The organism is Rhizobium sp. WYCCWR10014 (genome assembly GCF_001657485.1).
Taxonomy (GTDB): Bacteria; Pseudomonadota; Alphaproteobacteria; order Rhizobiales; family Rhizobiaceae; genus Rhizobium.
Genome location: NZ_LXFU01000048.1, coordinates 179,180 through 205,015 on the forward strand (window position 1 = coordinate 179,180; position 25,836 = coordinate 205,015).

21 protein-coding genes are annotated in these 25,836 nt (G+C 61.8%); 13 read left to right on the top strand and 8 right to left on the bottom strand.

What is annotated here, in order from left to right; translation table 11 throughout:
- Positions 1-20: 20 nt before the first annotated feature.
- Positions 21-965 (bottom strand): diacylglycerol kinase family protein, encoded by a 945-nt coding sequence (locus A6U98_RS26900; protein ID WP_064654020.1) that lies wholly within the window; start codon positions 963-965, stop codon positions 21-23.
- A 299-nt stretch (positions 966-1,264) separates the two neighbouring features.
- Between A6U98_RS26900 and A6U98_RS26905 the strand changes: the two genes are divergently transcribed.
- Positions 1,265-2,491, top strand: coding sequence for an MFS transporter (locus A6U98_RS26905; RefSeq protein WP_064654021.1), 1,227 nt, complete (start codon positions 1,265-1,267; stop codon positions 2,489-2,491).
- On the opposite strand, the gene A6U98_RS26910 is transcribed toward A6U98_RS26905, so the two are convergent.
- Complete coding sequence (locus tag A6U98_RS26910) at positions 2,450-2,854, bottom strand: helix-turn-helix domain-containing protein (protein WP_064654022.1); 405 nt, start codon at positions 2,852-2,854, stop codon at positions 2,450-2,452. The two genes, A6U98_RS26905 and A6U98_RS26910, sit on opposite strands and share 42 nt — an antisense overlap.
- Before the next feature lie 103 nt (positions 2,855-2,957).
- Here A6U98_RS26910 and A6U98_RS26915 point away from each other — a divergent pair, with 103 nt between their 5' ends.
- The gene (locus A6U98_RS26915; RefSeq protein WP_064654023.1) at positions 2,958-3,971 is read left to right on the top strand and encodes a zinc-binding alcohol dehydrogenase family protein; all 1,014 of its coding nucleotides are present in this window, start codon (positions 2,958-2,960) and stop codon (positions 3,969-3,971) included.
- A gap of 309 nt (positions 3,972-4,280) precedes the next feature.
- The gene (mgtE, locus tag A6U98_RS26920; RefSeq protein ID WP_064654024.1) at positions 4,281-5,654 is read left to right on the top strand and encodes a magnesium transporter; all 1,374 of its coding nucleotides are present in this window, start codon (positions 4,281-4,283) and stop codon (positions 5,652-5,654) included.
- Positions 5,655-5,678: 24 nt separating this feature from the next.
- On the opposite strand, the gene A6U98_RS26925 is transcribed toward mgtE, so the two are convergent.
- Complete coding sequence (locus A6U98_RS26925) at positions 5,679-6,200, bottom strand: Lrp/AsnC family transcriptional regulator (protein ID WP_197496446.1); 522 nt, start codon at positions 6,198-6,200, stop codon at positions 5,679-5,681.
- 97 nt (positions 6,201-6,297) lie between these two features.
- Between A6U98_RS26925 and A6U98_RS26930 the strand changes: the two genes are divergently transcribed.
- Positions 6,298-7,203, top strand: a complete 906-nt coding sequence (locus A6U98_RS26930; RefSeq protein WP_064654025.1) for a DMT family transporter — start codon at positions 6,298-6,300, stop codon at positions 7,201-7,203.
- A gap of 82 nt (positions 7,204-7,285) precedes the next feature.
- Here the strand turns inward: A6U98_RS26930 and A6U98_RS26935 are convergent, their stop codons facing one another.
- Positions 7,286-7,900, bottom strand: coding sequence for a L,D-transpeptidase (locus A6U98_RS26935; RefSeq protein ID WP_064654026.1), 615 nt, complete (start codon positions 7,898-7,900; stop codon positions 7,286-7,288).
- A 135-nt stretch (positions 7,901-8,035) separates the two neighbouring features.
- A complete protein-coding gene (locus A6U98_RS26940; protein ID WP_064654027.1) occupies positions 8,036-9,700 on the bottom strand; it encodes an electron transfer flavoprotein-ubiquinone oxidoreductase in 1,665 nt (554 codons plus the stop codon).
- 252 nt (positions 9,701-9,952) lie between these two features.
- On the opposite strand from A6U98_RS26940, the gene A6U98_RS26945 reads away from it, so the two are divergent.
- Entirely contained in the window at positions 9,953-10,741 is a 789-nt protein-coding gene (locus A6U98_RS26945; RefSeq protein ID WP_064654028.1) for an SDR family oxidoreductase, read from the top strand.
- Between the two features lie 9 nt (positions 10,742-10,750).
- Here A6U98_RS26945 and A6U98_RS26950 read toward each other — a convergent pair whose 3' ends face one another.
- A complete protein-coding gene (locus A6U98_RS26950) occupies positions 10,751-11,629 on the bottom strand; it encodes an aminoglycoside phosphotransferase family protein (RefSeq protein ID WP_064654168.1) in 879 nt (292 codons plus the stop codon).
- A 289-nt stretch (positions 11,630-11,918) separates the two neighbouring features.
- Between A6U98_RS26950 and A6U98_RS26955 the strand changes: the two genes are divergently transcribed.
- From A6U98_RS26955 to A6U98_RS37320, 6 genes are all read left to right on the top strand, one after another.
- Positions 11,919-13,241 carry an efflux RND transporter periplasmic adaptor subunit gene (locus A6U98_RS26955; RefSeq protein WP_064654029.1) on the top strand — a complete coding sequence of 441 codons (1,323 nt, stop codon included), beginning with the start codon at positions 11,919-11,921 and terminating at the stop codon, positions 13,239-13,241.
- Complete coding sequence (locus A6U98_RS26960; protein WP_064654030.1) at positions 13,238-16,354, top strand: efflux RND transporter permease subunit; 3,117 nt, start codon at positions 13,238-13,240, stop codon at positions 16,352-16,354. The genes A6U98_RS26955 and A6U98_RS26960 overlap by 4 nt, the downstream gene beginning before the upstream one ends.
- 220 nt (positions 16,355-16,574) lie before the next feature.
- A complete protein-coding gene (locus A6U98_RS26965; RefSeq protein ID WP_064654031.1) occupies positions 16,575-17,867 on the top strand; it encodes an Hsp70 family protein in 1,293 nt (430 codons plus the stop codon).
- Between the two features lie 68 nt (positions 17,868-17,935).
- Positions 17,936-18,838, top strand: a complete 903-nt coding sequence (locus A6U98_RS26970) for a uracil-DNA glycosylase (RefSeq protein ID WP_064654032.1) — start codon at positions 17,936-17,938, stop codon at positions 18,836-18,838.
- Positions 18,839-18,969: 131 nt separating this feature from the next.
- A complete protein-coding gene (locus tag A6U98_RS26975) occupies positions 18,970-19,161 on the top strand; it encodes a hypothetical protein (protein ID WP_003546802.1) in 192 nt (63 codons plus the stop codon).
- A gap of 43 nt (positions 19,162-19,204) precedes the next feature.
- Positions 19,205-19,363, top strand: coding sequence for a hypothetical protein (locus tag A6U98_RS37320; protein ID WP_184501200.1), 159 nt, complete (start codon positions 19,205-19,207; stop codon positions 19,361-19,363).
- Here the strand turns inward: A6U98_RS37320 and A6U98_RS26980 are convergent, their stop codons facing one another.
- Positions 19,364-20,251, bottom strand: a complete 888-nt coding sequence (locus tag A6U98_RS26980; RefSeq protein ID WP_064654033.1) for a hypothetical protein — start codon at positions 20,249-20,251, stop codon at positions 19,364-19,366.
- Positions 20,252-20,496: 245 nt separating this feature from the next.
- Positions 20,497-21,435 carry a DMT family transporter gene (locus tag A6U98_RS26985; RefSeq protein ID WP_064654034.1) on the bottom strand — a complete coding sequence of 313 codons (939 nt, stop codon included), beginning with the start codon at positions 21,433-21,435 and terminating at the stop codon, positions 20,497-20,499.
- 345 nt (positions 21,436-21,780) lie between these two features.
- On the opposite strand from A6U98_RS26985, the gene A6U98_RS38065 reads away from it, so the two are divergent.
- The gene (locus A6U98_RS38065) at positions 21,781-22,887 is read left to right on the top strand and encodes a methyl-accepting chemotaxis protein (RefSeq protein ID WP_064654035.1); all 1,107 of its coding nucleotides are present in this window, start codon (positions 21,781-21,783) and stop codon (positions 22,885-22,887) included.
- Between the two features lie 188 nt (positions 22,888-23,075).
- Complete coding sequence (gene pepN, locus A6U98_RS26995) at positions 23,076-25,724, top strand: aminopeptidase N (RefSeq protein ID WP_064654036.1); 2,649 nt, start codon at positions 23,076-23,078, stop codon at positions 25,722-25,724.
- Positions 25,725-25,836: the final 112 nt, after the last annotated feature.

Below are 25,836 nucleotides of genomic sequence, written 5' to 3' on the forward strand. Positions count from 1 at the left end.
GCGACTTACGCAGCGCCGACTTACGCAGCAGGCTCGCGGCGTTCGTCTGCATTCACCTGAGCGGCGAGACCCTGCTTGACGAGAACCTTCAACTCGCCCGGATGTAGCCGGATCGAGACGTCGCGTTCGAGCGGCAGCAGCTCGCCGTCCATGACGCAATTGGCCTTGTAGCGCAGTTTCGGGAAATGCAGGTGCACTTCGGCCGGATGCATCACCATGACATCGGCATTCTCGCGGACCTTGCCGCGCAGCATGTCGATGGCGAGACGGGCGACACCGAGGGGTTTCAGCGGATTTGCCGTGTAGAAGCCGAGTTCGCCGCTTCTCAAATTATCGGCGTAGAGCAGCGCGTTCTCGCCGAAGGGATTGTTGGAGACTGATATCGCCGACACCCTGCGGCGCTCGCGCATGCCAATCGCCTCGAACTCGACCTCGAATTCCGGCGGGTTGAAGATGACGCCCAAAGCCGCCTTCGTGCTCGCCCGGATCTTGCCCAGCCGGGACCGATAGCTGTAGGCGTTGCGGTAGCGCACCATGCGGGCATGCAGGCCGGCGGAAAACTGGTGGATGAAGGGCCGGCCGTTGGCACTGGCGATATCGACATTGTCGACCTCACCGGAGGCAAGCACATCGAGCGCCTGCCAGATGTCGAGCGGCACACGCAGCGAGCGGGCAAAAAGGTTCATCGTGCCGGCGGGCACGACGCCGAGCGCAATTCCGTTTTTCCAGGCAATCGATGCCGCCGCCGAAATCGTGCCGTCGCCGCCGCCGGCGACGATACCGTCGATATCGTCGCGCTTGGCCGCCCTCTCCATGGCGGGAACGATTTCCTTTCCTGAGAAGACGATGGCGTCGAAATCGTGCCCCGCTTCGCGGAAAGCTGCCTCCGCCCTTTTTTCATAGGCCAGCATGTCGGTGGTCTTGAAGGTCCCGCCGTCGCGATTGAAAAAGCCTACAAGCTTCATAAGAGCTCCCGTCCCTGGCGCGGAAATGCTCCTGCCTTGCCCCTGAGATGGTTGCGATATCGGCGATTTCAAGCGCAGCCTTCTTTCCTGACAAACGGCAGAAATGCAAAAATTGCAATAGACGTATGCACATAGCAGGACGCTGCACTGCAAAAAATGCACTCGACGGCAGCCGCGAGCTCACGGATAGATGGTCTATCGGAAACATCGTCTCCACCTCCCGCCATTTCCACCGATCGGCTTGCGGCCACGCCTGTGGCAGGGCCATTGCCAAGCAGAAACCGCCTCGAGGAGCTCTCGTGAGTGAGATTGCCGCCAATATTTCAGTTGATAGCCAGGATGAAGCGCTGCCGTCGGCAATGACCGTGGCGCTGGTTCAGCTGGCGCTCGCCTGCGGCGGCTTCGGCATCGGCACCGGCGAATTCGCGATCATGGGATTGCTGCCCAATGTCGCCGAGACCTTCTCGGTCACGACGCCGCAAGCCGGTTACGTCATCAGCGCCTATGCGCTCGGCGTCGTCGTCGGCGCACCCGTCATTGCCGTGCTCGCCGCGAAGATGGCGCGCCGCACGCTGCTTTTGACCCTGATGCTGATCTTTGCCGCCGGCAACATATCAAGCGCCATGGCGCCGACCTTCGAAAGCTTCACGCTGCTGCGCTTCGTCAGCGGCCTGCCGCATGGCGCTTATTTCGGCGTCGCGGCCCTTGTCGCCGCCTCGATGGTGCCGGCGCATCGCCGAGCCCGCGCCGTCGGCCGCGTCATGCTCGGCCTGACCGTTGCGACACTTCTCGGCACGCCGTTGACGACCTTCTTCGGCCAGTCGCTCGACTGGCAGGTGGCGTTTTTCTCGGTCGGCGTGCTCGGCCTGCTGACGGTGGCGCTGATCTGGTTCTACGTTCCGAAGGACAGGGTTTCCGCGGAAGCGGGCTTCCTTCGCGAACTCGGCGCCTTCCGCCGGCCGCAGGTGTGGCTGACGCTCGGCATCGCCGCCGTCGGTTACGGCGGCATGTTCGCAATGTTCAGCTATATCGCCTCGACGACGACTGAGGTGGCGATGCTGCCGGAAACGGCGGTCCCGATCATGCTGGTCCTCTTCGGCGTCGGCATGAATGCAGGCAATTTCATCGGCTCGTGGCTCGCCGACAAATCGCTGCTCGGCACGATCGGCGGGTCGCTCATTTATAATATCGTCGTCCTGACCACCTTCTCGCTGACCGCCGCCAATCCCTATTTGCTCGGCCTCTCCGTCTTCCTCGTCGGCTGCGGCTTTGCCGCCGGCCCGGCGCTGCAGACGCGGCTGATGGATGTCGCCGCCGACGCGCAGACGCTTGCGGCCGCTTCCAACCATTCCGCCTTCAACATCGCCAATGCGATCGGCGCCTGGCTCGGCGGCCTGGTTATCGCCGGCGGTTACGGTTTTGCGGCGACCGGTTATGTCGGCGCGGCGCTGTCCTTTCTCGGCCTCTTCGTCTTTGCAGCCTCGCTACGCCTCGAGCGCCGCGACCGGAGCGCGCAGGCCGTCTGAGGCCAAGCGCAGCTCGCGGCCTTCCGGGCTGCAGAAGACATAATCGTCACCCCATGCGGCCAACGCCAGGATGACAGGCTTCAGCGTCATGCCGAGCGGCGTCATTGCATATTCGACCCTCGGCGGCACGACCGGATAGACGGTGCGTGATACCAGGCCGGACTCTTCCAGTTCACGCAGCTGCTTGGTCAGCATGCGCTGGGTCACGGCCGGCAGCTTGCGCCGCAATTCGTTGAAGCGCAGGGTTCCCTCCATCAGATGAAAGAGGATCACGCCCTTCCACTTCCCGTCGAGGTAAGTCAGCGTCGCTTCGACCGGGCAGCCGGGGAAGTTCTTGACGAGCTTGGCGCGCGGCAATGACATTTTACAGTATCCTTTTGGGTACTACGTACAGAATTTGTGCATTCTTGTGTTGTCAGAACATAGTGCGCATCTAGCTTCCGTGCAACGAACACAGGAGTTTCCCATGCGCGCCGTCGCCTATAAAACGCCCCAACCGATCTCCGCCGAAACCTCGCTGATCGATGTCGAACTGCCGATGCCGGAGGCTGGGGGCCACGATCTGCTTGTCGAAATCAAAGCGGTTTCGGTCAATCCCGTCGACGTGAAGGTGCGCGCCCATTCCGCACCACCCGCGGACGAGCTCAAGGTGCTCGGCTGGGACGCCGCCGGCGTCGTCAAGGCCATCGGCGCCGATGTCACCCTGTTCAAGCCCGGCGACGAGGTGTTCTACTCCGGCGTCATCAGCCGCCCGGGCAGCAATGCCGAATTCCATCTCGTCGACGAGCGCATCGTCGGCGCCAAACCGAAGAGCCTCGATTTCGCGGCCGCGGCCGCCCTGCCGCTGACCTCGATCACGGCCTACGAAGCGCTGTTCGACCGGCTGAAGGTGCAGGACGCGGTTTCGGGAGCGGCACGATCCATCCTGATCATCGGCGGCGCCGGCGGGGTCGGCTCGATCGCCATTCAGATCGCCCGGGCACTGACCGACCTGACGGTGATCGCCACGGCCTCGCGGCCGGAAACGCAGGACTGGGTGAAGGAACTCGGCGCGCATCACGTCGTCGACCATTCCAAACCGATCGCGCCGCAGGTGGCAGCGCTCGGCATCGGCGCGCCGGGATTCATATTCTCGACCACCAATACCGACAGTCATATCGGCGACATCGTCGAAGCGATTGCGCCGCAGGGCCGCTTCGCGCTGATCGACGATCCTAAGACGCTCGATATCGTACCCTTCAAGCGCAAGGCCGTCTCCGTTCATTGGGAGCTGATGTTCACCCGCCCGCTCTACGGCACCCCTGACATGATCGAGCAGCACAAGCTGCTGAACAAGATTTCCGAGCTCGTCGACGACGGAAAGATCCGCACGACGCTTTCGGAGATCGTCGGGCCGATCAATGCGGCGAACCTCAAGACGGCGCATGCCATGGTCGAAAGCGGCAGAATGAAGGGCAAGGCGGTGCTTGCCGGATTCTGAGACCGCTTCGGGCCAGCGAGGTCTGCAAACCATACCCGCCTGGCCATACCCGCCCGGAATGCCGCATCGCAGGGTGCGACATTCTGGCGTTAAGCATTTACCCCGCTTGACTTTTTCGGCGTTCGGGACCACCTAGCATTCACGTGGACGACACTCGTCAGCCACGGATTTCAACGGAGCCATCATAACGATGCCAAGCGACAGTAGCAGTCGATTGCCTTTGCCGTACGCGGCCCTCGTGCGCTGACCGACTCCTGTCGGCTCGCCCGATCGGACGCTACGGCGGATCGACGGAAAGGCGAGCCTCAAATGAATATCAATCGCTTCCCTCTTCGGGCAGGCCATGCCGCCCGTGCCTTCATCAACAACAGCCGCGGCGCAACGATCGCCGAACGCGTTGAATCATTGAACGCGCTGAGCGTCCAGGACGCCGGACGTGTTCTCTGCGGCATGCCGCTGGACTATGCGGTCAACATTCTCGACCGGCCGGAGCTTCGCAATGCCGCACAGATCCTTGCGCTGATAAGCGCCGAGGACGCCGCCCGGCTGCTGCACGGCATGTCGAACGACCGCGTCGCCGACGTGCTGCTTGAACTCGACGGCGAAACCCGCGCCCGGCTGTTCTCCAGCCTCGACGAACCGGTGCGCATCGCGATCCAGCACCTGATGGGCTATCCGCCGCGCACGGCGGGCGGCATCATGACGACGGAGTTCGTCAGCGTGCCTGACAGCTGGACCGTCGCCCGCACACTCGACCATGTGCGTCAGGTCGAACGCTCGCGCGAGACCGTCTACGCCATCTATGTGCTGGACGAGGTCAGCCATGCGCTGCTGCATGTGGTGACGCTGCGTCGCCTGATCACCGGCGAGCCGGACGCTTCGATCCTCTCCGTGGCACAGAAGGGCGCGCCGGTTTCGGCCGATCCGCTGATGAAGCAGGAGGATGTCGCCCGGCTGATCCGCAAGCACGACCTGCTCGCCCTGCCCGTCATCGACGAACATGGGCAGATACTCGGCATCGTCACCGTCGACGACGTGATCGATACGATGATATCGGACACGACGGAAGCCACCCAGAGGTTCGGCGGCATGGAGGCGCTCGGCCAGCCCTACATGAAGATCAGCTTCGCCGGCATGATCCGCAAGCGCGCCGGCTGGCTCGCAGCCCTGTTCCTCGGCGAGATGCTGACGGCAAGCGCCATGCAGCATTTCGAAGGCGAGCTGGAAAAAGCCGTGGTGCTGACGCTGTTCATCCCGCTGATCATGAGCTCGGGCGGCAATTCCGGTTCGCAGGCAACGTCGCTGATCATCCGGGCGCTGGCGCTCGGCGAGCTGAAGCTTTCGGACTGGTGGAAGGTGCTTTTGCGCGAACTGCCGACGGGCATCGTGCTCGGCGCGATCCTCGGCCTGGTGGGCTTCATCCGCATCGTCTTCTGGCAGTCGGCCGGGCTCTACGATTACGGCCCGCACTGGCAGATGGTCGCCGTCACGGTGTTTGCCGCCCTGATCGGGATCGTCACCTTCGGTTCGATCTGCGGCTCGATGCTGCCCTTCTTGCTGCAGAAGCTCCGGCTCGATCCGGCCAGCGCCTCGGCCCCCTTCGTCGCCACGCTGGTCGATGTCACCGGGCTCGTCATCTACTTCTCGGTGGCGCTGCTCATCCTCAGCGGGACGCTGCTCTAACTCGCAAGCAAGCCCCGAGGGGAATCATTTCCCCTCGGGCAGCTTCAACGGCCCATGCGTCTTGATGCTGCGGATGGCGAAGTTCGAGCGGATGTCGCTGACATTCGGCAGGGTCAACAGCGTTTCGGTCAGAAGCCTTTCGTAGGCGGCGAGATCCTCCACCACCACTTCGGCGAGGAAATCGGCCGTACCTGAGATCAGGAAGCAGGAGACGATCTCGGGGATGGCGAGCAGCGCCTTCTGCTGCGCCTCGGAATTTTCGCGGCTATGCTGGACCACCTTGAATTCGACGAAGACGGTGAGGCCGAGACCGACCTCCTTGCGGTCGATATCCGCCGTGTAACCGCGGATGATCCCGGACCGTTCGAGATTGCGGATGCGGCGCAGACAGGGCGACGGCGAAAGGTTCACTTTCTCGGCAATCTCGACATTGGTAGCCCGCGCATCCTCCTGTAGGCACTTCAGTATGGCGATATCGAATTTATCGAGATTTGGCATTTCCGCGATCTTTGTTGGCACCAATTGGCAGAAGATTGCGCATAGCATGATTTTATAGCCATAGATAGCAAGGACATGCCCTGGCCACTGGCGCTAATCTTTTCCTCAACCGGACAGGCTCCGGACGGAGGAAAGGATTAAGACGATGACCACCATTGCATTTACAAACGACAAGTCGCCGTCGCAGCTACTGGGTTATGCCGGCGGCACTATTACCGTGCTGATCTGGGCGACATGGTTTCTGGTCACCCGCCACAGCGCCGCAACGCCGCTCGGCTCGATCGACATCGGGCTGATCCGCTTCGGAATTCCGGCGCTGGTGCTTGCACCCGTCTGGCTGAAGACGGGGCTGCTGCCGAAGGGCCTGCCGCTTCATCTGCTGGCGATCATGGTGTCCGGTTCTGGCGCCGTCTTCTTCCTGCTGACGACGCTGGCAATCCACTCGACGCCGGCCGCCTCCTCAGGGATTTTGCTCGGCGGCTCCATGCCGCTTGCCGCGGCGCTGATCGGGATTGCGCTGTTTCGCGAGAGGCCTGACGGCACCCGCATCGCAGGACTTATCGCAATCGTTGGGGGCGTGCTGATCTTGCTCACGCGCAGCCTTGCGGACGCTTCGCTGCCATGGACAAGCTTCGTTCTGCTGCCGGCCGGCGCCGTTCTCTGGGCAAGCTATACGCATGCCTTCCGCCGCTCAGGCCTGACCGCTGTGCAGGCGAGCGCCCTGATCGCCGTCTGGTCCTTCCTGATCATGGGCGCGCTGGCCCTCACCTTCGGGATCTCGCTGCCACAGGCCTCACTTCAGGAGATCGGCCTGCAGGTGCTGAGCCAGGGCGTTCTTTCCGGCCTCGTCGCCGTGGTCGCCTACGGCACCGCCGTCAGAACACTTGGCGGAACTCAGGCCGCCGCTTTCACGGCGCTGACGCCGGTGCTCGCAACGCTTGGCGGCGGCTTCCTGCTTGGCGAAGCGATCGGCATGACGGAAATCAGCGCCGCCGTGATCACCGGCATCGGCGTGGCGCTTTCGACCGGTATTGCTGCACCGCGCCGCTAACCAGCTAGGGCCGACACTTCGAAAGCCGCCGGCAGCAATCGCTACGGCGGCTTTTTCATGAGAAATGCCGTCTCTCTATAGCTTAAGCCTGAATGACAACAACCCTGGCGCCGACTTCGACGCGGCTATAGAGGTCGATCACGTCGTGGTTCATCATGCGGACACAGCCGCTCGACATGGCGAGACCGATCGATTGCGGCTGGTTGGTGCCATGAATGCGAAAATGCGTGTCGTTGCCGCCGCGGAAGAGGTACATGGCCCGCGCACCGAGCGGGTTGTTCGGGCCGCCGGGCATGCCGCCGGCAAGCTTGCGATAGCGCTCTTCACGGCGCTGCATGTTTTCGGTGGGTGTCCAGCTGGGCCACTCGGCCTTGCGGCCGATATAGGCGTTACCGGCAAAGGCCAGCCCCTCGCGGCCGACACCGACGCCATAACGCATCGCCCTGCCGCCGCCGAGGACGTAATAGGCGCGGCGCGCGGGTGTATCGACGATCACGGTGCCGGCAGCATGGGTGGTTTCGTAGGTCACTTCCTGGCGGCGGAGCTCCGGCTTGATCTTGTCGATCGGCACCTGCTTCAGCGGGAATTTTTCGTCCGGAAGTGCTGCATAATTGGTCTGGCTGTTCAGACCGGTCGAAGAGCAGCCGGCCACGAAAAGCGGCAGAGCGATCAGAAAGCCCCGGCGGGAGATCGTCATGAATGTGTCCTTAGTGCGTCAACTTGATGTCGCAAGCTAAGGAAATTATGGTTAACGAACGGCTAACAGCCTCCGGCAGAAGGCGATCACGAAGGCGTCAGCACGCAAGAATTGTCGCGGTGGGGATAATCCGCCTCACATATTCGGATAGACGGGCCCCTCACCGCCCTGCGGCGGCACCCAGTTGATGTTCTGGTTGGGATCCTTGATGTCGCAGGTCTTGCAGTGCACGCAGTTCTGGGCGTTGATGACGAAGACGTCCTTGCCGTCCTTTTCCACCCATTCATAGACGCCGGCCGGACAGTAGCGCGTCGACGGGCCGGCATAGATGTCATGCTCGGACGATTTCTGCAGCGCCATGTCCTTGACCTGCAGATGCACCGGCTGGTCCTCCTCATGATTGGTGTTCGACAGGAACACCGAGGACAGCCGGTCGAAGGTCAAGACGCCATCGGGTTTCGGATAGGCGATCGGCTTGTGCTGCGACGCCGGCTCCAGGCTCTCAGCATCGGTCTTGCCATGTTTCAGCGTGCCGAAGACGGAAAAGCCGAACAGCGTGTTGGTCCACATGTCGAAGCCGCCGAGCGCCACACCAAGCGCCGTGCCGAACTTCGACCACAGCGGCTTGACGTTGCGCACCCGCTTCAAATCGCGGCCGATGTCGCCCTTGCGCCATTCATTCTCGATCTCGGTCACTTCGTCATGACTGCGGCCGGCGGTAATCGCGGCGGCGATCTTCTCGGCCGCCAGCATGCCCGACAGCACCGCATTGTGGCTGCCCTTGATGCGCGGCACGTTGACGAGACCGGCCGAACAGCCGATCAGCGCCCCGCCGGGGAAGGAAAGCTTCGGCACCGACTGGTAGCCGCCCTCGGTGATGGCACGCGCCCCATAGGAGAGCCGCTTGCCGCCCTCGAAGGTGGTGCGGATCGCCGGATGGGTCTTGAAGCGCTGGAATTCCTCGAAGGGATAGAGATAGGGGTTCTTGTAATTGAGGTGGACGACGAAACCGACTGCCACCAGATTGTCTTCCAGGTGATAGAGGAAGGAGCCGCCGCCGGTCTTCATGCCGAGCGGCCAGCCGAAGGAGTGCTGTACCAGGCCCGGCCTGTGGTTCTCGGGCTTGACCTGCCAGAGTTCCTTGATACCGATGCCGAATTTTTGCGGTTCACGGTCTTTTTGCAGATCGAACTTGGCAATCAGCTGCTTGGCGAGCGAGCCACGCACGCCCTCGCCGATCAGTACATATTTGCCGAGCAGTTCCATGCCGCGGGTATAGTTCGGCCCGGGCTCGCCGTTCTTCTCGATGCCCATGTCGCCGGTGGCGACCCCGATGACCGCACCCTCGTCATTGTAGAGCACTTCGGTGGCGGCAAAACCCGGATAGATCTCGACGCCGAGTTCTTCGGCCTTGGTCGCCAGCCAGCGACAGACGAGCCCAAGCGAGACGATGTAGTTGCCGTGATTGTTCATCAGCGGCGGCATCAGCACATTCGGCAGGCGAACAGAGCCGGCCGGACCGAGCAGCAGGAAGTGATCGGCGCTGACCTCGGTCTTGAACGGGTGGTCGGCCTCTTTACGCCAATCCGGCAGCAGCCGGTCGATGCCGATCGGGTCGACGACGGCGCCAGAGAGGATATGGGCGCCAACTTCCGCGCCCTTCTCCAGCACGACAACGGAGAGTTCCGGATTGACCTGCTTCAACCGGATCGCCGCTGCAAGACCGGCCGGACCGGCGCCGACGATCACAACGTCGAATTCCATGCTCTCGCGTTCGGGCAGCTCAGTCGTCTCGGTCATTCACTCGTCTCCGCTTGGCGGCACGCGGCCGTCATCCCCGTCATGGCACTTTCTTGTCAAAACGAGAAAGCATTGTCGAGCCGGGATACGACAGCCAATCTTCCAATTCGCACAATGATGACGCCTCGTGCGGCAGAATTACATAACGTTTACGTCAACGTCAATTATCAAACGCTTTCGAACCGGTCACATGGCCTTTCCTTTTCCGCCGCTTGCGCCTTATACATCGATCAAAGCTATCGGAGGACAATCATGGATCTCGGCATCAAGGGCAAACGGGCACTCGTCCTCGCCTCTTCGCGCGGCCTCGGCCTCGGCATCGCCGTGGCGCTGGCGCGGGAGGGCGCAAACGTGCTGCTCTGCGGGCGCAGTGGCGAACAGCTGGAGGCCAATTGCCAGGCGATCAATGGCGAAGGCAAAGGCCGGGCCGACTGGATCTGGGCCGATCTCGGGGACGAACGCTTCGTCGAAATGACGACGACGGCGGTGAAGGAGAAGTTCGGCGGGCTCGATATCCTCGTCAACAATACCGGCGGACCGACGCCCGGCACGACGGAGGACATGACGGGCGAAAAGCTCGAAAGCTATTTCCTCTCCATGGTCGCGCGCGTGATCACGCTCACCAATGCGCTGCTGCCCGGCATGAAGGCGCAGGGCTGGGGCCGCATCCTCACGGTTGCCTCATCCGGCGTGATCGAACCGATTGCCAATCTGGCGCTGTCGAATACGCTGCGCCCGGCCCTTGCCGGCTGGAGCAAGACGCTTGCCTCCGAAGTGGCAGGCTTCGGCGTCACCACCAACCTGCTCTTGCCCGGCAGCATCCTGACGGCGCGGCTCGACGATCTCGACGGGGCTGCGGCAAAGCGGACCGGCAAGAGCATCGAGGAGATCCGCACCGACAAGGAAGCGCGCATTCCAGTCGGCCGCTACGGCAGGGTCGAGGAATTCGCCGCGACGGCTGCCTTCCTGTGCAGCCAGCCGGCAAGCTACATCACCGGCTCGCTCATCCGCTGCGACGGCGGCGCGGCACGATCCGTCTGACATTCCCTCTCAGCCGACGCGGGCTGCCGCCGCCCATGTCGCCACACTTCGGATCATCTGTTCGACGTTAGTCGGATCGTCCGCAAGTTCGGCGAGCTCGGAAAGACGATGGAAGCCGGTCAGGATCGCAATGCGGCGCCGGTCGAGCCTGCGTCCGGTCAGCATTTCATAGGCGGATATGATGCGTGCGGTCAGATCGGGCGAGATGAAATTCGAGTAGATGAATTCCTGGTGCAGCGGGCCAAAGCCGGAATCGGCGAAATCAAAGATGCCGTTCAGCCTCCTTTGCGCATGGTCGAAGGCCATGTTCCAGCCATGACCGTCGAAGAAGCCGTAGATGTTGCCGTAGGGATCGGGCGGCAAGGTTTCGAAATCGGAAATAATGGCCTGCGCAAAACTCCTGATGTCAGGCGGCAGCAGCGGCAAAGCCTTTATTCGCACCGTCTCGGGCGATTGCCATGGCTGGATCGCACCGGCACCGGCCGACCGTATGCGATCGGCATCAAGCACATGCAACTCGGCGTAAAAACGGGCGAGATCTTCCGCGAGGCGCTGACGATCGCCTTCGCCAAGCGCATCGTAATCTTCGGCAATGAGATGTTCGCCGTCGAGCTTGGCATGGCTGGAGAAGATCGGCGGGCCGTCGTGAATGCGCATGTCGGGAACCGCCATCGACAGCGACGGCCGAACGACGTCGAGCAAGGCAGCTTCCTTCACAAGCGCTCTTTCCGCACTTGAATGGCGGGGAAACTTGAAGATCAACGTGTCATCGACGTCGACGGCAAGCGAATCCCAGCCCTTCGCCGCCAGCCTGAAGACGGAGGCCGTGAGTTCAGGAAACACGCTTGTTATGAGAGAACGAAATTCGCTGGCGTCCAACTCAGTCATGGCGACCTGCCTTGTCTCGTTTTTCCGTGTTCTTGCCGCGCAATGGACGGCATACGGGCCGGCATAATCGCCTGGCGAACCGCCTTCGCCTCCGCCGTCGGACGGCATCGGACTACACTCGCTCTATATTAGTATAGTTTGAATATTACGGAATATTCATTACAAAATTTTAAGCCGTTATAACCACTTAGTGATCGCGCACCGGAAATTATGTCTTTTTTGCGCCGCAATATAAGCAGCTCAATCAGAGCATAAAATTTGCAACCTTGCTCAAGACCGGTTCTCGCCCATGAAGAAATTTTGGATCACCGTCAGCGTTATCGCAATTGCCGCCATCGGCGTGTGGCAATTCGGGAATCAGATCCCTTATGCCTCCCGCATTCCCTACCTCTCGCAGTTCATCAAGCAGCCGGCCGGCGGCAATGGTGGCGGGCAGCAGGCACAGGCCGATCAGGCGCAAACCAATCAGGGTCAGGCCGCCAATCAGGATGGGGGGCAACATCAGGGCGGCGGGCGCAGACGCGGCGGCGGCGGTCCAACAGTCGTCAAAACAGTCGCAGCCGTGAAAACGACGCTGCCGATGGACGTGACGGCGACCGGCTGGGCCGATGCCGATGACAATACGACGATTGCCGCACAGGAACAGGGCCTGATCGTCAGCATCGATGCGCAGGATGGGGCGACCGTGAAAGCCGGCGACCTGATCGCCAAGCTGGACGACCGGACGGCCAAGGCCACCGTCGACAAGGACAATGCGATGATCGTGCGCGACGCGGCAACCCTTTCGGAAGCCGCGACCGCATTGACGCGCGCGCAGGACCTCTTCAACCAGAAGGCCGGCACCCAGCAGAGCCTCGACCAGGCGGTCGCCGCCCGCGATACCGCTGCAGCCACTGTTGACGCCGACAAGGCGTCGCTTGCCTCCGATCAGATCTTGCTCGAGAACACCGATATCCGCGCTCCCTTCGACGGCCGGCTCGGCGATATCGCCATCAGCAAGGGCGCTTTCCTCAGTGCTGGCTCGGCAATCGTCACCATCGCGAAATACGATCCGATCTATGTCAAATTTCACCTTCAGGAACGCTACCTGCGGGAGCTGAAGAGCGCTTTGGCAAGCGGCCCAGTCGAGGTCAGCACCGCTCCCAGCTCCACCAAGGGGCAAGTCCGAAAGGGCGAGATCAGCTTCTACGACAACACGGTCGACACCGCCTCGGGCACGATCCTCGCCAAGGCGAAATTCGAGAATGCCTCCGGCGCGCTCTGGCCCGGCCAGTCGATCAACATCGTCGTGCATTTCAACAATGACGAACAGCAGGTGGTGGTGCCGACGGTTGCCGTCAGCCCCGGCCCGGAGGGTTTCTTCGCCTTCGTCGCCAAGGACGGCAAATCGCATCTGACGGCCGTCACCGTTGCCCGCGCAAATGGCGGCTTCACCGCCATAGAATCGGGTCTTCAGGCAGGCGATCACGTCGTCGTCGAGGGCCAGGGCCAGCTCAGCGACCAGCAGGCGATCAACGAGCAGTTCGATGAAAAGGCGCTTGATGTCGCCTCCGCCGAAGAGCCTCGGCGACAGCAGCCCTCCGAGACGATCGCGGTGGGAGCTCAGCAATGATCCCGAATTTCTGTATCCAGCGCCCCGTCGCCACGACGCTGCTTGCAATCGGCGTCATTCTGGCCGGTCTTGCCGGTTATCAGCTCGTACCCGTCGCGGCCCTGCCGCAGGTCGACTTTCCCACCATCAACGTTTCGGCGCAGTTGAGCGGCGCCTCGCCGCAGACGATGGCGACCTCGGTTTCGACGCCGCTGATCAAGCAGTTCGAGACCATTCCCGGGATCACCGAAATCAGCGCTTCGAGCTCACTCGGCAGCACCAGCATCGTGCTGCAGTTCGATCTCAATCGCGATATCGACGCGGCCGCGGCCGACGTTCAGGCGGCGATCTCGCATGCCACCCGGCAACTGCCCGACAATCTGACGACGCCGCCGAGTTATCGCAAGACGAACCCGGCCGATGCGCCTGTCATGCTGCTCTCGATACAGAGCAACACCATGCCGCGCAGCAAGCTGGACGACATCGCCGAGAACATCATCTCGCCGTCACTTTCGACGCTTCCCGGCGTGGCCCAGGTCAGCGTCTTCGGTGCGCAGACCTATGCCGTGCGCGTCGAGGTCGATCCCAACAAGCTTTTGACCCGCGGCATCGGCATCGACACCGTCAACAAGGCGCTTGCTGCCGCCAACGCCCAGCAGCCGGTCGGCACGCTGCAGAACAATTCGCAGAGCATGACCATCACGGCGAACACGCAGCGCACCAACGCCGAACAATTCCGTTCGCTCGTCATTGCCAATCCGAACGGCGCGCCGATCCACCTTGGCGATATTGCCGATGTGCAGGACAGTGTCGAGAACCAGTATACCGGCAGCTGGTATGACGGCCAGCGCGGCATCATCCTTGCCATCCAGCGCCAGCCTGATGCCAATACGGTCGATGTCGTCGACGCGATCAACGCCAAGCTGCCGCAGCTTCACGCCGAGATCCCGTCCTCGGTCAACACGGTCGTCATGAACGATGCCGCAAAACCGATTCGCGATGCCATCTCCGACGTGAAGTTCACGCTGCTCCTGACGATCGGCCTCGTCGTTCTTGTCATCTACCTCTTCACCGGCCATGCGACTGCGACGATCATTCCCGGGCTCGCCGTTCCGCTGTCGCTGATCTCGACCTTCGGCATGATGTATGTGCTGGGCTACAGTATCGACAACATCTCGCTGCTCGGGCTAACGCTCGCGGTGGGGCTCGTGGTGGATGACGCCATCGTCATGCTCGAGAACATTCTGCGCCATGTCGAGGAAGGCATGCCGGTGCGGGAAGCGGCGATCAAGGGTGCGGGCGAAGTCAGCTACACCATCATTTCCATGTCGGTTTCGTTGATCGCGGTCTTCATCCCGATCCTGCTGATGGGCGGGGTTGTCGGCCGCGTGTTCAACGAATTCGGCATGGTGGTTGCGATTGCGATCATCTCCTCGGCAATCGTCTCGCTGACCGTGACGCCGATGCTCGCCTCGCGTCTGTCCAACCACCAGAGCCGCCCGCCGCTCATCATCCGCATCTTCGATGCCGGCTTCGAACGGACGCTGCGCGGCTACGACCGGGCGGTCGGCTGGTGCCTTGGTCACCGCCCTGCGATCCTCGGGGTTTTCCTCGCCTCGGTCGCGCTGACGATCTATTTCTTCATGACGTTGCCGACGAGCTTCTTCCCACAGGAGGATATCGGCCGCCTGACGATCAGCACGCAGGCCCGGCAGGACATTTCCTATTCGGCGATGGCGGCGCTGCAGCAGGAGGCGGCAGCCGTCGTCAAGGCGAACCCCGCGGTCAACCACGTCATGTCGACGATCGGAGGCAACCCCAACAAGCCGCAGAACAACGGCTCGATGTTCGTCGAACTCAAGGACAAGAAGCAGCGTGCGCCGCTTGACCAAACGCTGCGTGAGCTCCGCACGGCGATCAACAAAATCCCGGGCCTTCAAGCCTTCGTGACGCCGAACCAGAGCCTGCGCTTCGGCGGCCGCCAGACCGCCAGCCAGTATCAGTTGGTCGTGCAGGCGCTGAACGTCGACCAGACCAACCTCTGGTCCGGCAAGATCCAGGCAGCGATGCGCAAGGATCGCCTGTTCACCGACGTAACATCGGACGCCCAGAATAACGCCTTGCAGGCCAATATCGTCATCGATACCGAGCGGGCAGCCGCTTACGGGATCGACAACGACACGCTGCGCACGACGCTGCAGGAATCCTTCAGCGGGTTTGCCGCCGCGGAAATCCAGTCGACCGGCGACAGCTATGACGTCATCGTCGAATATGACACGAGCAAGCCGTGGGACGACCAGAAGCTCTCGGAAATCCGTGTCGCATCGGCCAATGGCAGCCTGGTGCCGCTTTCGAACTTCGCACATGTCGAGCGCACAGTCGGCCCTGTGACCATCAACCAGACGGGCCAGCTCGTCTCGACCACCGTTTCCTTCAACCTGCCGGAAGGCGTCTCGCTCAGCGACGCGACGGCGAGGATCGATCAGATCAAGACGGAGCTCAGCATGCCGGCCGACGTCTTCACCTCCTATGGCGGTACGGCTGAGATTTTCGAGCAGTCGCAGGGCAATACGCCATACCTCATCCTGGCGGCGGTGCTGACCATCTATGTCGTGCTCGGCGTGCTCTACGAGAGCTTCATCCACCCGCTCACCATCCTCTCCGGCCTGCCGGCCGCGGCCTTCGGTGCGCTGCTGGCGCTTGATATCATGGGTTTCGACCTGTCGATCATCGCCCTGATCGGCCTCTTGATGCTGATCGGCATCGTCAAGAAGAACGCGATCATGATGATCGACGTGGCGGTGGAGACCATGCGCACGACCGGCGAAAAGGCGACGGTGGCGATCCACGAGGCCTGCGTGCGGCGCTTCCGGCCGATCATGATGACAACCTTCTGCGCCCTGCTCGGCGCCCTGCCGATCGCGCTCGGCACTGGCGCAAGCTCGGAACTGCGCCAGCCGCTCGGCATCGCCGTCGTCGGCGGCCTGATCGTCTCGCAGATGCTGACGCTCTTCATCACCCCGGTCATCTTCGTCGAGATGGACCGCTTCGGAAACTTCCTCGGCCGCCTGATCGGCCACAAGAAGGTCGAGGAGCCGCAGCTGCAAGAGGCAAGGGCAATGGCCGCCGAGTGATGACGGCCCTCTGAGTTCGGCATTGCCAATTGACCCTTGCGGCGCACTTCTTCTTCCAACCGGGAGAAGAAGTGCGCCCGCGATCACATCAACTTCCGCTCCTCTTGAATGTGTCACGCCTCTGTGGCATCACCCGCCCTCCTGAATCCGGGGCGTCCTTACGCCCTTTCGCGGAGCGATGCTCCGTCTCCAATAACAATCGGCATCAAGAGGTGCGGGCATGGCTCAGGCGCTGGGTTTCGACTTCGGCACGACGAATACGGTTCTCGCCATGGCGGATGGCGGGGCGACGCGCTCGATGGCGTTCACGAGCACGGAGGGTACGACAGACAGCATGCGCACGGCGCTTTCCTTCATGAAGGATGCGCAGCTCGGCGCTTCGGCGCTGAAGGTCGAAGCCGGCCATGCGGCGATCCGCCAGTTCATCGACAATCCCGGCGAATGTCGCTTTCTGCAGTCGATCAAGACGTTTGCGGCGAGCGCGCTGTTCCAGGGCACGCTGATCTTCGCCAAGCGGCATAATTTCGAGGATCTGATGGAGATCTTCGTGCGGCGCCTGCGCAACTATGCCGGCGACCACTGGCCTTCGGATGTCAGCCGCATCGTCACCGGCCGGCCGGTGCATTTCGCCGGCGCCAGCCCCGATCCGGCGCTGGCGACCGAACGCTACAATGAGGCGCTGTCGCGCTTCGGCTTTCCCGAGATCCACTATGTCTACGAACCGGTCGCTGCCGCCTTCTACTTCGCGCAGAACCTGAAGCAGGATGCAACCGTGCTGGTCGCCGATTTCGGCGGCGGTACCACCGACTATTCACTGATCCGCTTCGAGACCGTCGCCGGCAAGCTGACCGCGACGCCGATCGGCCATTCCGGCGTCGGCGTCGCCGGCGACCATTTCGACTACAGGATGATCGACAACATCGTCGCGCCGCTGATCGGCAAGGGCAGCCATTTCAAAAGCTTCGACAAGATCCTCGAAGTGCCGTCCAACTACTATTCCAGCTTCGGCCGCTGGAACCAGCTGTCGATCTTCAAGACGACGCGCGAATTCGAGGATCTGAAGAAGCTAGTGCGCACCAGCCTGGAACCGGAAAAGCTCGAAATCTTCATTGACCTGATCGATCATGACGAGGGCTACCCGCTCTATCAGGCGGTGTCGGCGACGAAGATGGCGCTCTCGGCCTCGGAGGAAGCGCCTTTCGATTTCGCGCCGCTTGGCCGCAGCGGACATCGCAGCATCAAGCGAAGCGACTTCGAAGGCTGGATCGCCGATGATCTCGCCCGCATCGAAGGCGCGCTCGACGACGTGCTCGACAAGACCGAGACGAAACCGTCGGAGATCGACAAGGTGTTCTTGACCGGCGGCACCTCCTTCGTGCCGGCGGTGCGCCGCATCTTTACAGAGCGCTTCGAGCGCGACCGGATCGAAAGCGGCGGCGAGCTGTTGTCGATCGCCCATGGCCTGGCGCTGATCGGCGAACGCGACGACATCGCGCAATGGACTGTGCAATAGAGCCGGCAAGGGTGGGCAATCGGCCGCCCGCCCTTTCAATGCCCCTGTCACTCCGCTAAGCTTGCCGCATGATCTCCGCCAACGACCTCTCCCCAGCCGAGCTTGCGGCGCTTCTGCATTTCCATGCCGATGCCGGCGTGGAATGGCTGCTGGAGGAAGAGGCGATCGACCGCTTCGCCGAGTTCGAAGCGATGAAGGCCGCCCGCCGCCCGGCGGCGGCACAGGCGCAGCAGCAACGTCCCGCCGCTGGGGAGCGCCCTGCCCCAGGTCAGGCACAGGTGCGCCCGAATGCAGCATCACGCCCAGCGCCTGCCGAACGCGCAGCGTCCGGCCCGCAACCGGCAATCCCGGATGGCGAGGCGGTGCAGCAGGCGCGCTTCGTCGCCGAAACCGCGCGATCGCTCAGTGAGCTCAAGACCGCCATCGAATCCTTCAACGGCTGCAACCTCAAGCACAGTGCCCGTTCGACCATCTTTGCCAGTGGCGATGCCGAAAGCGGGATCATGGTGATCGGCTCGGCGCCGAGTGCCGAAGACGATCGTGAGGGCAGGCCTTTTTCCGGAAAATCCGGCCAGCTGTTCGACAAGATGCTGGCGGCGATCGGGCTGACGCGTTCAGCCATTCTGCTGACGCAGGTCATCCCCTGGCGGCCACCTGGCAATCGTGCGCCGTCGGCGGCGGAAATGGACATCTGCCGCCCCTTCATCGAGCGGCAGATCGCGCTTGCCGAACCGAAGGCGATCCTGTTGCTCGGCAATTTTTCGGCGCGCTTCTTCTTCGGCGAAAACGATACGATTCACGGGTTGCGCGGCCGTTGGAAGGAGATTGCCGCTGCGGACTGTGTCATTCCTGCCATAGCCAGCCTGCATCCGCAGGATCTGTTAACCGCGCCTGTAAACAAGCGGCTGGCCTGGAATGACCTACTGGCTTTTCAGGCGAAGCTTAAGTCCCTCTCTTTGCTTAGAAATTAGCCAAAGTTGAATAATTTGTGAATCAATCTATGCGTTTTTCGCATGGCTGCATCCCGCCGTGATGCATTGCGGAATCTATGCTGCATCGCAATATCAGCTGTGTCTTGGGAGGAATCACAGGAACCAAGGCCATGAACAAGCGTTTTCGTCCTATCCATAGCGGGTTTGAAACCCTTCGCCTCGCCGGCGACCAGGTTCGTTCCACTCAAGGCTACAGCCGTTTCGGCTTTGCCACGAACGAACAGATGATTGCCCGCGGCACCGGCATCAACAGCCGTACGGCGCGCCCGAACGCCATTTTTTCGGACTTCCAGCAATATTGAGCGGCAGGCCTTGCGCCTGCCCTTTCGTGTCAAGAGTACCAACATGTCGACGATCCTGATATCGCTTCTGCGCAACATCGAAACCTTCGAGCACATCCGCGTCGCGGTCTGCGCCGCGCGGGAATATGAGCGCGAGCTCTCGGTCAAGCCAGCGGATGTCGCCACGTGCAATGGCGCAGGTACAGCGGCGATCGTTCTCTGATCAAACGACCATTTCCTCCATCTGGGCTTTCGCCCATTCGAAGGCTTCGTCGACATAGGCGAACTTGACCGCCTGCCAGGCGCAATATTCCTCGACGAAATCCCGCGATATCCAAAGGTGCGTCTTGCGCGGCTCGTCCTGCCAGCCGACGCAGCCGCGTTGCGCCGCTTTTGCCAGCAGCCGCTGCAGATGCGTGCGCGACATCATGAAATCGGCAGCGAGCGCGCGGGTTTCGACACGGCCGACGGACAGCCTCCCCGGCTCGCTGCTTTCCATATCCATCCGGGCAATATCCATCCGGGCGATGAAGTTGTCGACGACGAGGCCGCCGGCTTCCGTCCAGAGGAACAGCGCCACCTGCTCCGGCGGCTCGCGCCAGGCGGCATCTTCGAGGCAATGGCGGGCAATGCGCGGCTGAATGAGCCGCATCAGTGATGGATTTGCCTGGAAAAAGGCTGCCCTTTGACCGCCGTCGAGCAGGTCGAGCGCGCCGAGATTGGAGAAAAGCCAGGCAAACATTCCCTGATGGCTGACGTCGGCCGGTTCGAAATGACGTGGCCGCCGCCGCTCGTCGCCGGGCGTGTGGGAAATGAAGCGGTAGGTATAAAGTTCTTCGATGAAGGCGAGCACGGTGTTGCGGCTCGCCACCTTGTGCGCGGTGATGCGCCCGGTCAGCCGAACGGCGGTGAAACCCGACGTCGGGTCGCGCGGATCATATTCCAGATGGAGGGCATAGGCAGTCTGGGTCAGAAGCCAGCGTTGATGCGAGGCGAGCAGTCGCGCCAGCCGCGGACCGGCATCGAACATGCCGCGCATCTGCCCAGCCAAAAAGCGAATGCTCATCAGAAAGGAAGAGTTCCCCACCAATTGCTCCGCTGTGAATGCCATTATGCTTTTCTCCACCCCCGCTCGCCGGCCAGCGTTCGGAGCAACGACACCGAGAGCTCCTCCGGCATCAACGGCCATTCAGACATGCACAGCTTGGAATAAATGATACTCTCTCATGTTCAACAATCATATTCCACCGGCTGGCGGTATCCCAAGAATTCACCATTCTTTTCACTCTTTGAGCGCAAGTTTCAAGTCGCCGCAATCACTGCGTTAAAACCTTGATAAACATGCGCTTGCAGGCGTCAGGCTTGCGGCGTCGTGGCCTTGCGCGCCTCTCTCTGCTCGATGCCCAGCTGATGCTCGCGATAGATGATGAAGATGCCGGCGGCGACGACGATGACGGTGCCGATCAGCATGGTCACGCTCGGCACGTCGCCGAAGACGAAATAGGCGACAATGCCGCCGAGCAGGATCGAGGTATATTCGAACGGCGCGATGGTGGAGACGTCGGCATAGCGGTAACTTTCCGTCAGCAGGATCTGCGCGACGCCGCCGCAAAAACCGGCGGCGATCAGATAGAGCGCCGTCGGCCATGCCAGGATGAGCCAGCCGAAGGGAAGTGAAGCCAGCGAGAAGACCGAGGCGGTGATCGAGAAATAGAGCACGATCGTTGCCGTCTTCTCTTCCTCGACGAGGCGGCGCACCTGGATCATCGCCACGCCGCCGAGAACGGCCGAGAGCAGCACGCAGAGCGCGCCGACGGCCTGTTCTGCTTCCATGCCGCCGTCGCGAAACAGCGTGAGTTTCGGCCAGGAAACGATGGCGACGCCGACGATGCCGACCAGGACGGCGCTCCAGCGATAGATGCGCACGGTCTCGCCGAGAAAAACGGCAGCGAAGACGACGGCGACGAGCGGCAACGCGTAGCCGAGCGCGATCGCCTCCGGCAGCGGCAGATGCAGCAGGCCGTAGAAACCGAAAGCCATCGACAAGATGCCGATCGTGCCGCGTTTCAGGTGACCGATTGGATTGGCGGTGTAGAAGGCGGCGCGCAACTGCCTGTTATAGGCCAGATAGGCCATGATCGGGAAAAGCGCGAAGAACGACCTGCAGAAGGTGACCTGACCCGGCGGGATGTCTGAGCCGGCCAGCTTGATGAAGGTCTGCATGGCCAGGAAGACCACGACCGACGAGACTTTCAGCGCAATGCCTCTCATCGGGTTTCTGAGAACCGAGTGCATGATCCTGGCTCTTAATACTGCTCAAGCGAAATGGGGGAACGCGTTCGACTCGGGAACGCAGCGAGTGACGTCTTGCATCGTAGCGAAAGAAAAAACCGATTGGCGAAAAAACCGCAAGCGACACGAGAGAATCACAAAAACGCCGCCAGCGGCAGGCCCAACCGTGCTGCTTATGCGCCACCGCTCTGAAATTTCGCGTTTTGAGCCATTCACCCCGAAAATGTTCATTTCGCGGTGCTAGCCGTTAACCAATTGAAAACCATAGGCAAGCATCGTTTTTTATCGCTGATCTCGAAATTTTCTTCACCACACAAACAATTGCCCGCTCCTTCCAGGATCCATTTGATGAAGCCGCTTAGCGCCGAAACCATTGCCCAGTCGCAGAATGCGACACCGCGGTCCATGCGCGTCGTCACCGACGGCATCAGCACCGACCTAGAGCGCTTCAGCGCCGACAACACCCATATCGTCAAGCAGATCAAGCTGCTGGCGATCAATGCGCTGATCGAGGCAGCCAGAGCCGGCGAGACCGGAAAGGGCTTCGCCGTTGTTGCCAACGAGGTGCAGCGGCTGGCGCAGATCGCGACCGACATTACCGGCAGGTTCGAGAGCAACGTGCTTGGCCGGATCGGCCTCAGCCGCGCCATGGCGGATTCGCTGGTCGAGGAGATGGAGGGCGTTCGCCTCACCGATCTGGCGCAGACACTGGTGCAGCTCATCGTCCGCAACCTTTTCGAACGCACGGCCGATGTGCGCTGGTGGGCTACGGACCCGGCGCTTTGGCAGGCGCTGCAGAACCCGAGCCGGGAAACCGTCGCCTTTGCGGCGGAGCGTCTCGGCGCCATCAACCGCTTCTACACCGTCTATCTCGATCTCGTCATGACCGATCTCTCGGGCAAGGTGATCGCATCCGCCAATCCCAAGTTCCAGCGCAAGATCGTCGGCACGAGCCTTGCCGGCGATCCGTGGTTCCGGGCTGCATCGGCCTGCTCCTCCGGCGACGCGTATATCGTCGACGATGTCAAAGCGAGCCCGCTGCACGACGCCAGGCATGCGCTCGTCTACGCCACAGGCATCCGCGAAGAGGGCAAGCTCGACGGACGGCTGATCGGCACGCTCGGCGTCTATTTCGACTGGCAGAACCAGGGCCAGGCGATCGTCGAGAAGGAGGCCAACCTGCCGCCACAGCTGGCGGAAAAAACGACGGTCATGCTGCTCGACGGCAAGAGCCGGGTCATCGCCACCACCAATCCCGCCTTGCTCTTTTCGCATTTCGCGCTCGCCAACCCGTCCGGCCAGGCGAAAGGCAGCTACTACGACAATAACGGCTCGATCGTCGCCTTCGCGCGCACTCTCGGCTACGAGGATTACGACGGGCTCGGCTGGTACGGCGTCGTCGTGCAGCAGACGGAAAACGACGCGACGATCAAGGCCGCGCTCAATCTGAAGTAGCGCCCTCCTCCTCGCGGCCGTGGTCATCCGTTGCCGATAAGATATTTTGCCCGTGAACTTGGCGTTCGCGGGCAATTTGCTTTAAGTTTAGTTCAGACTTTAATGTAATCATCCCCGGCAAAATTTATGGCAGAGTGCGCCCGCCTCTGTATTCCGCGGTTATCAAATAACGGTCTTCAGGAAACACCATGCGAACAGATACCGGCCAGGTCATTCATCTGGCAGATTACCGTCCCACCGACTTCGTGCTGGAACGTGTGGACCTGACCTTCGAACTCGACCCGACGGAGACAAAGGTCGAGGCGCGTCTGATCTTTCATCGTCGCCCGGGCGCCGATCCGACAACGCCGATCGTTCTCGACGGCGACGAACTGACGCTGTCGGGGCTGCTGTTCGACCAAGTGGAACTGGACCCTTCGCGTTACGACGCAACACCGGAAAGCCTGACGGTGCGCGACCTGCCGGAGAGCGCGCCCTTCGAACTGACGATCACCACCGTCATCAATCCTGAGGCCAACACCAAGCTGATGGGCCTTTATCGGACCGGCGGCATCTACTGCACGCAGTGCGAGGCGGAGGGTTTCCGCCGCATCACCTATTTCCCCGACCGGCCCGACGTGCTTGCGCCGTTCACGGTCAACATCATCGCCGACAAGGACGCCAACCCGCTGCTTTTGTCGAATGGCAACTTCCTCGGCGGCGCCGGCTACGGCCCCGGTAAGCATTTCGCCGCCTGGTTCGATCCGCATCCGAAGCCGAGCTATCTCTTCGCGCTCGTCGCCGGCGATCTCGGCGTCGTCGAAGACACGTTTACGACCATGTCCGGCCGTGAGGTGGTGCTGAAGATCTATGTCGAGCACGGCAAGGAGCCGCGCGCGGCCTATGCCATGGACGCGCTGAAACGCTCGATGAAGTGGGACGAAGAGAGGTTCGGCCGCGAATACGATCTCGATATCTTCATGATCGTCGCCGTCTCCGACTTCAACATGGGCGCGATGGAGAACAAGGGCCTCAACGTCTTCAACGACAAATACGTCCTTGCGGATCCAGAGATCGCCACCGATGCCGACTATGCCAATATCGAGACGATCATCGCGCATGAATATTTCCACAACTGGACCGGCAACCGCATCACCTGCCGCGACTGGTTCCAGCTGTGCCTCAAGGAAGGCCTGACGGTCTATCGCGACCACGAATTCTCTTCCGACCAGCGCTCGCGCGCCGTCAAGCGCATCGCCGAAGTGCGCCACCTGAAATCGGAGCAGTTCCCGGAGGACGGCGGCCCGCTCGCCCATCCGGTGCGGCCGACGACATATCGTGAGATCAATAATTTCTACACGACGACCGTCTACGAAAAGGGCAGCGAAGTCACGCGCATGATCGCGACGCTGCTCGGCAAGGACGGCTTCAAGAAAGGCATGGACCTCTATTTCGACCGCCATGACGGTGAGGCCGTGACGATCGAGGATTTCGTCAAATGCTTCGAGGATGCAAGCGGGCGCGACCTCACGCAATTTTCACTCTGGTACCATCAGGCCGGCACGCCGCTCGTCACCGCATCGGGCAGCTATGATGCGGCGGCCGGCAGCTTCACCCTGTCGCTCGAACAGATGATCCCGGCAACGCCCGGCCAGCCGAGCAAGGAGCCGATGCATATTCCGCTCAGCCTCGCGCTGTTTGGCGAAAACGGCGGTAAGATCGAGCCGACCTCGGTCGACGGCGCGGAATATGCCGGCGAGGTGCTGCATCTCACAGGCCGCACGCAGACGGCCGTGTTCCATGGCGTTGGCTCGCGGCCGGTCGTTTCGATCAACCGCAGCTTCTCGGCGCCGATCAACCTGCATTTCGATCAGAGCCCGGCCGATCTTGCCCGTCTCGCCCGCCATGAGACCGATCATTTCGCCCGCTGGCAGGCATTGACCGATCTGGCGCTGCCGAACCTGCTGAAAGCGGCACGCGACGCCCGCGAGGGCAAGCCTGTGCTCTGCGAGGCGACCTTCGTCGAGACACTGATTGCCGCCGCCGCCGACGAGAGCCTCGAGCCCGCCTTCCGCGCCCAGGCGCTGGCTCTGCCGAGCGAATCCGATATCGCCCGGGAACTCGGCGGCAACAACGATCCCGATGCGATCCATGCCGGCCGGCAGGCGGTCCTGAAACAGATCGCCGATGCCGGAAAGGATGTCTTTGCCGGCCTCTACGCCGCGATGACGACATCAGGCGATTTCAGCCCGGATGCGAAAAGCGCCGGCTTGCGGGCGCTGCGCAATACCGCCCTCACCTACCTCTCGCATGCCGAACAGACGCCGGCGCGCGCCAAGGCCGCCTTCGATGCGGCCAACAATATGACCGATCTCAGCCATGCGCTGACGATCCTCGCCCATCGATTTCCCGACAGCGCGGAGACGAGCGGAGCGCTCGCCACCTTCCGTGACCGCTTCGCGGAAAATGCACTCGTCATCGACAAATGGTTCGCGATCCAGGCCGGCATTCCGGGCGCCGAAGCCCTGGGACGGGTCCGCGCCCTGATGGACGATCCGCTCTTCAAGCGCACCAATCCGAACCGGATGCGGTCGCTGGTCGGCACCTTCGCCTTTGCTAACCCGACCGGATTCGGCCGTGCCGACGGCGAAGGCTATCGCTTCCTCGCGGATCAGATTCTCGATATCGACGCGCGCAACCCGCAGCTTGCCGCCCGCATCCTCACCTCGATGCGCTCCTGGCGTTCGCTCGAATCCGTGCGTGCCGATCACGCCCGCTCGGCGCTGATCGAGATCGAGCGGGCCGCCGATCTTTCGACCGACGTGCGCGATATCGTCGAGCGTACGCTCAAGGGGTGATTTGCTTCATTCGGCCGTCGCGAAAAGCGCGACGGTCGTTTGCAGCCGTGATTCGAATCGGCTGAAAAACACCAAATTATAAATAGTTAACGGATTTTTACCTTTGCCTCTG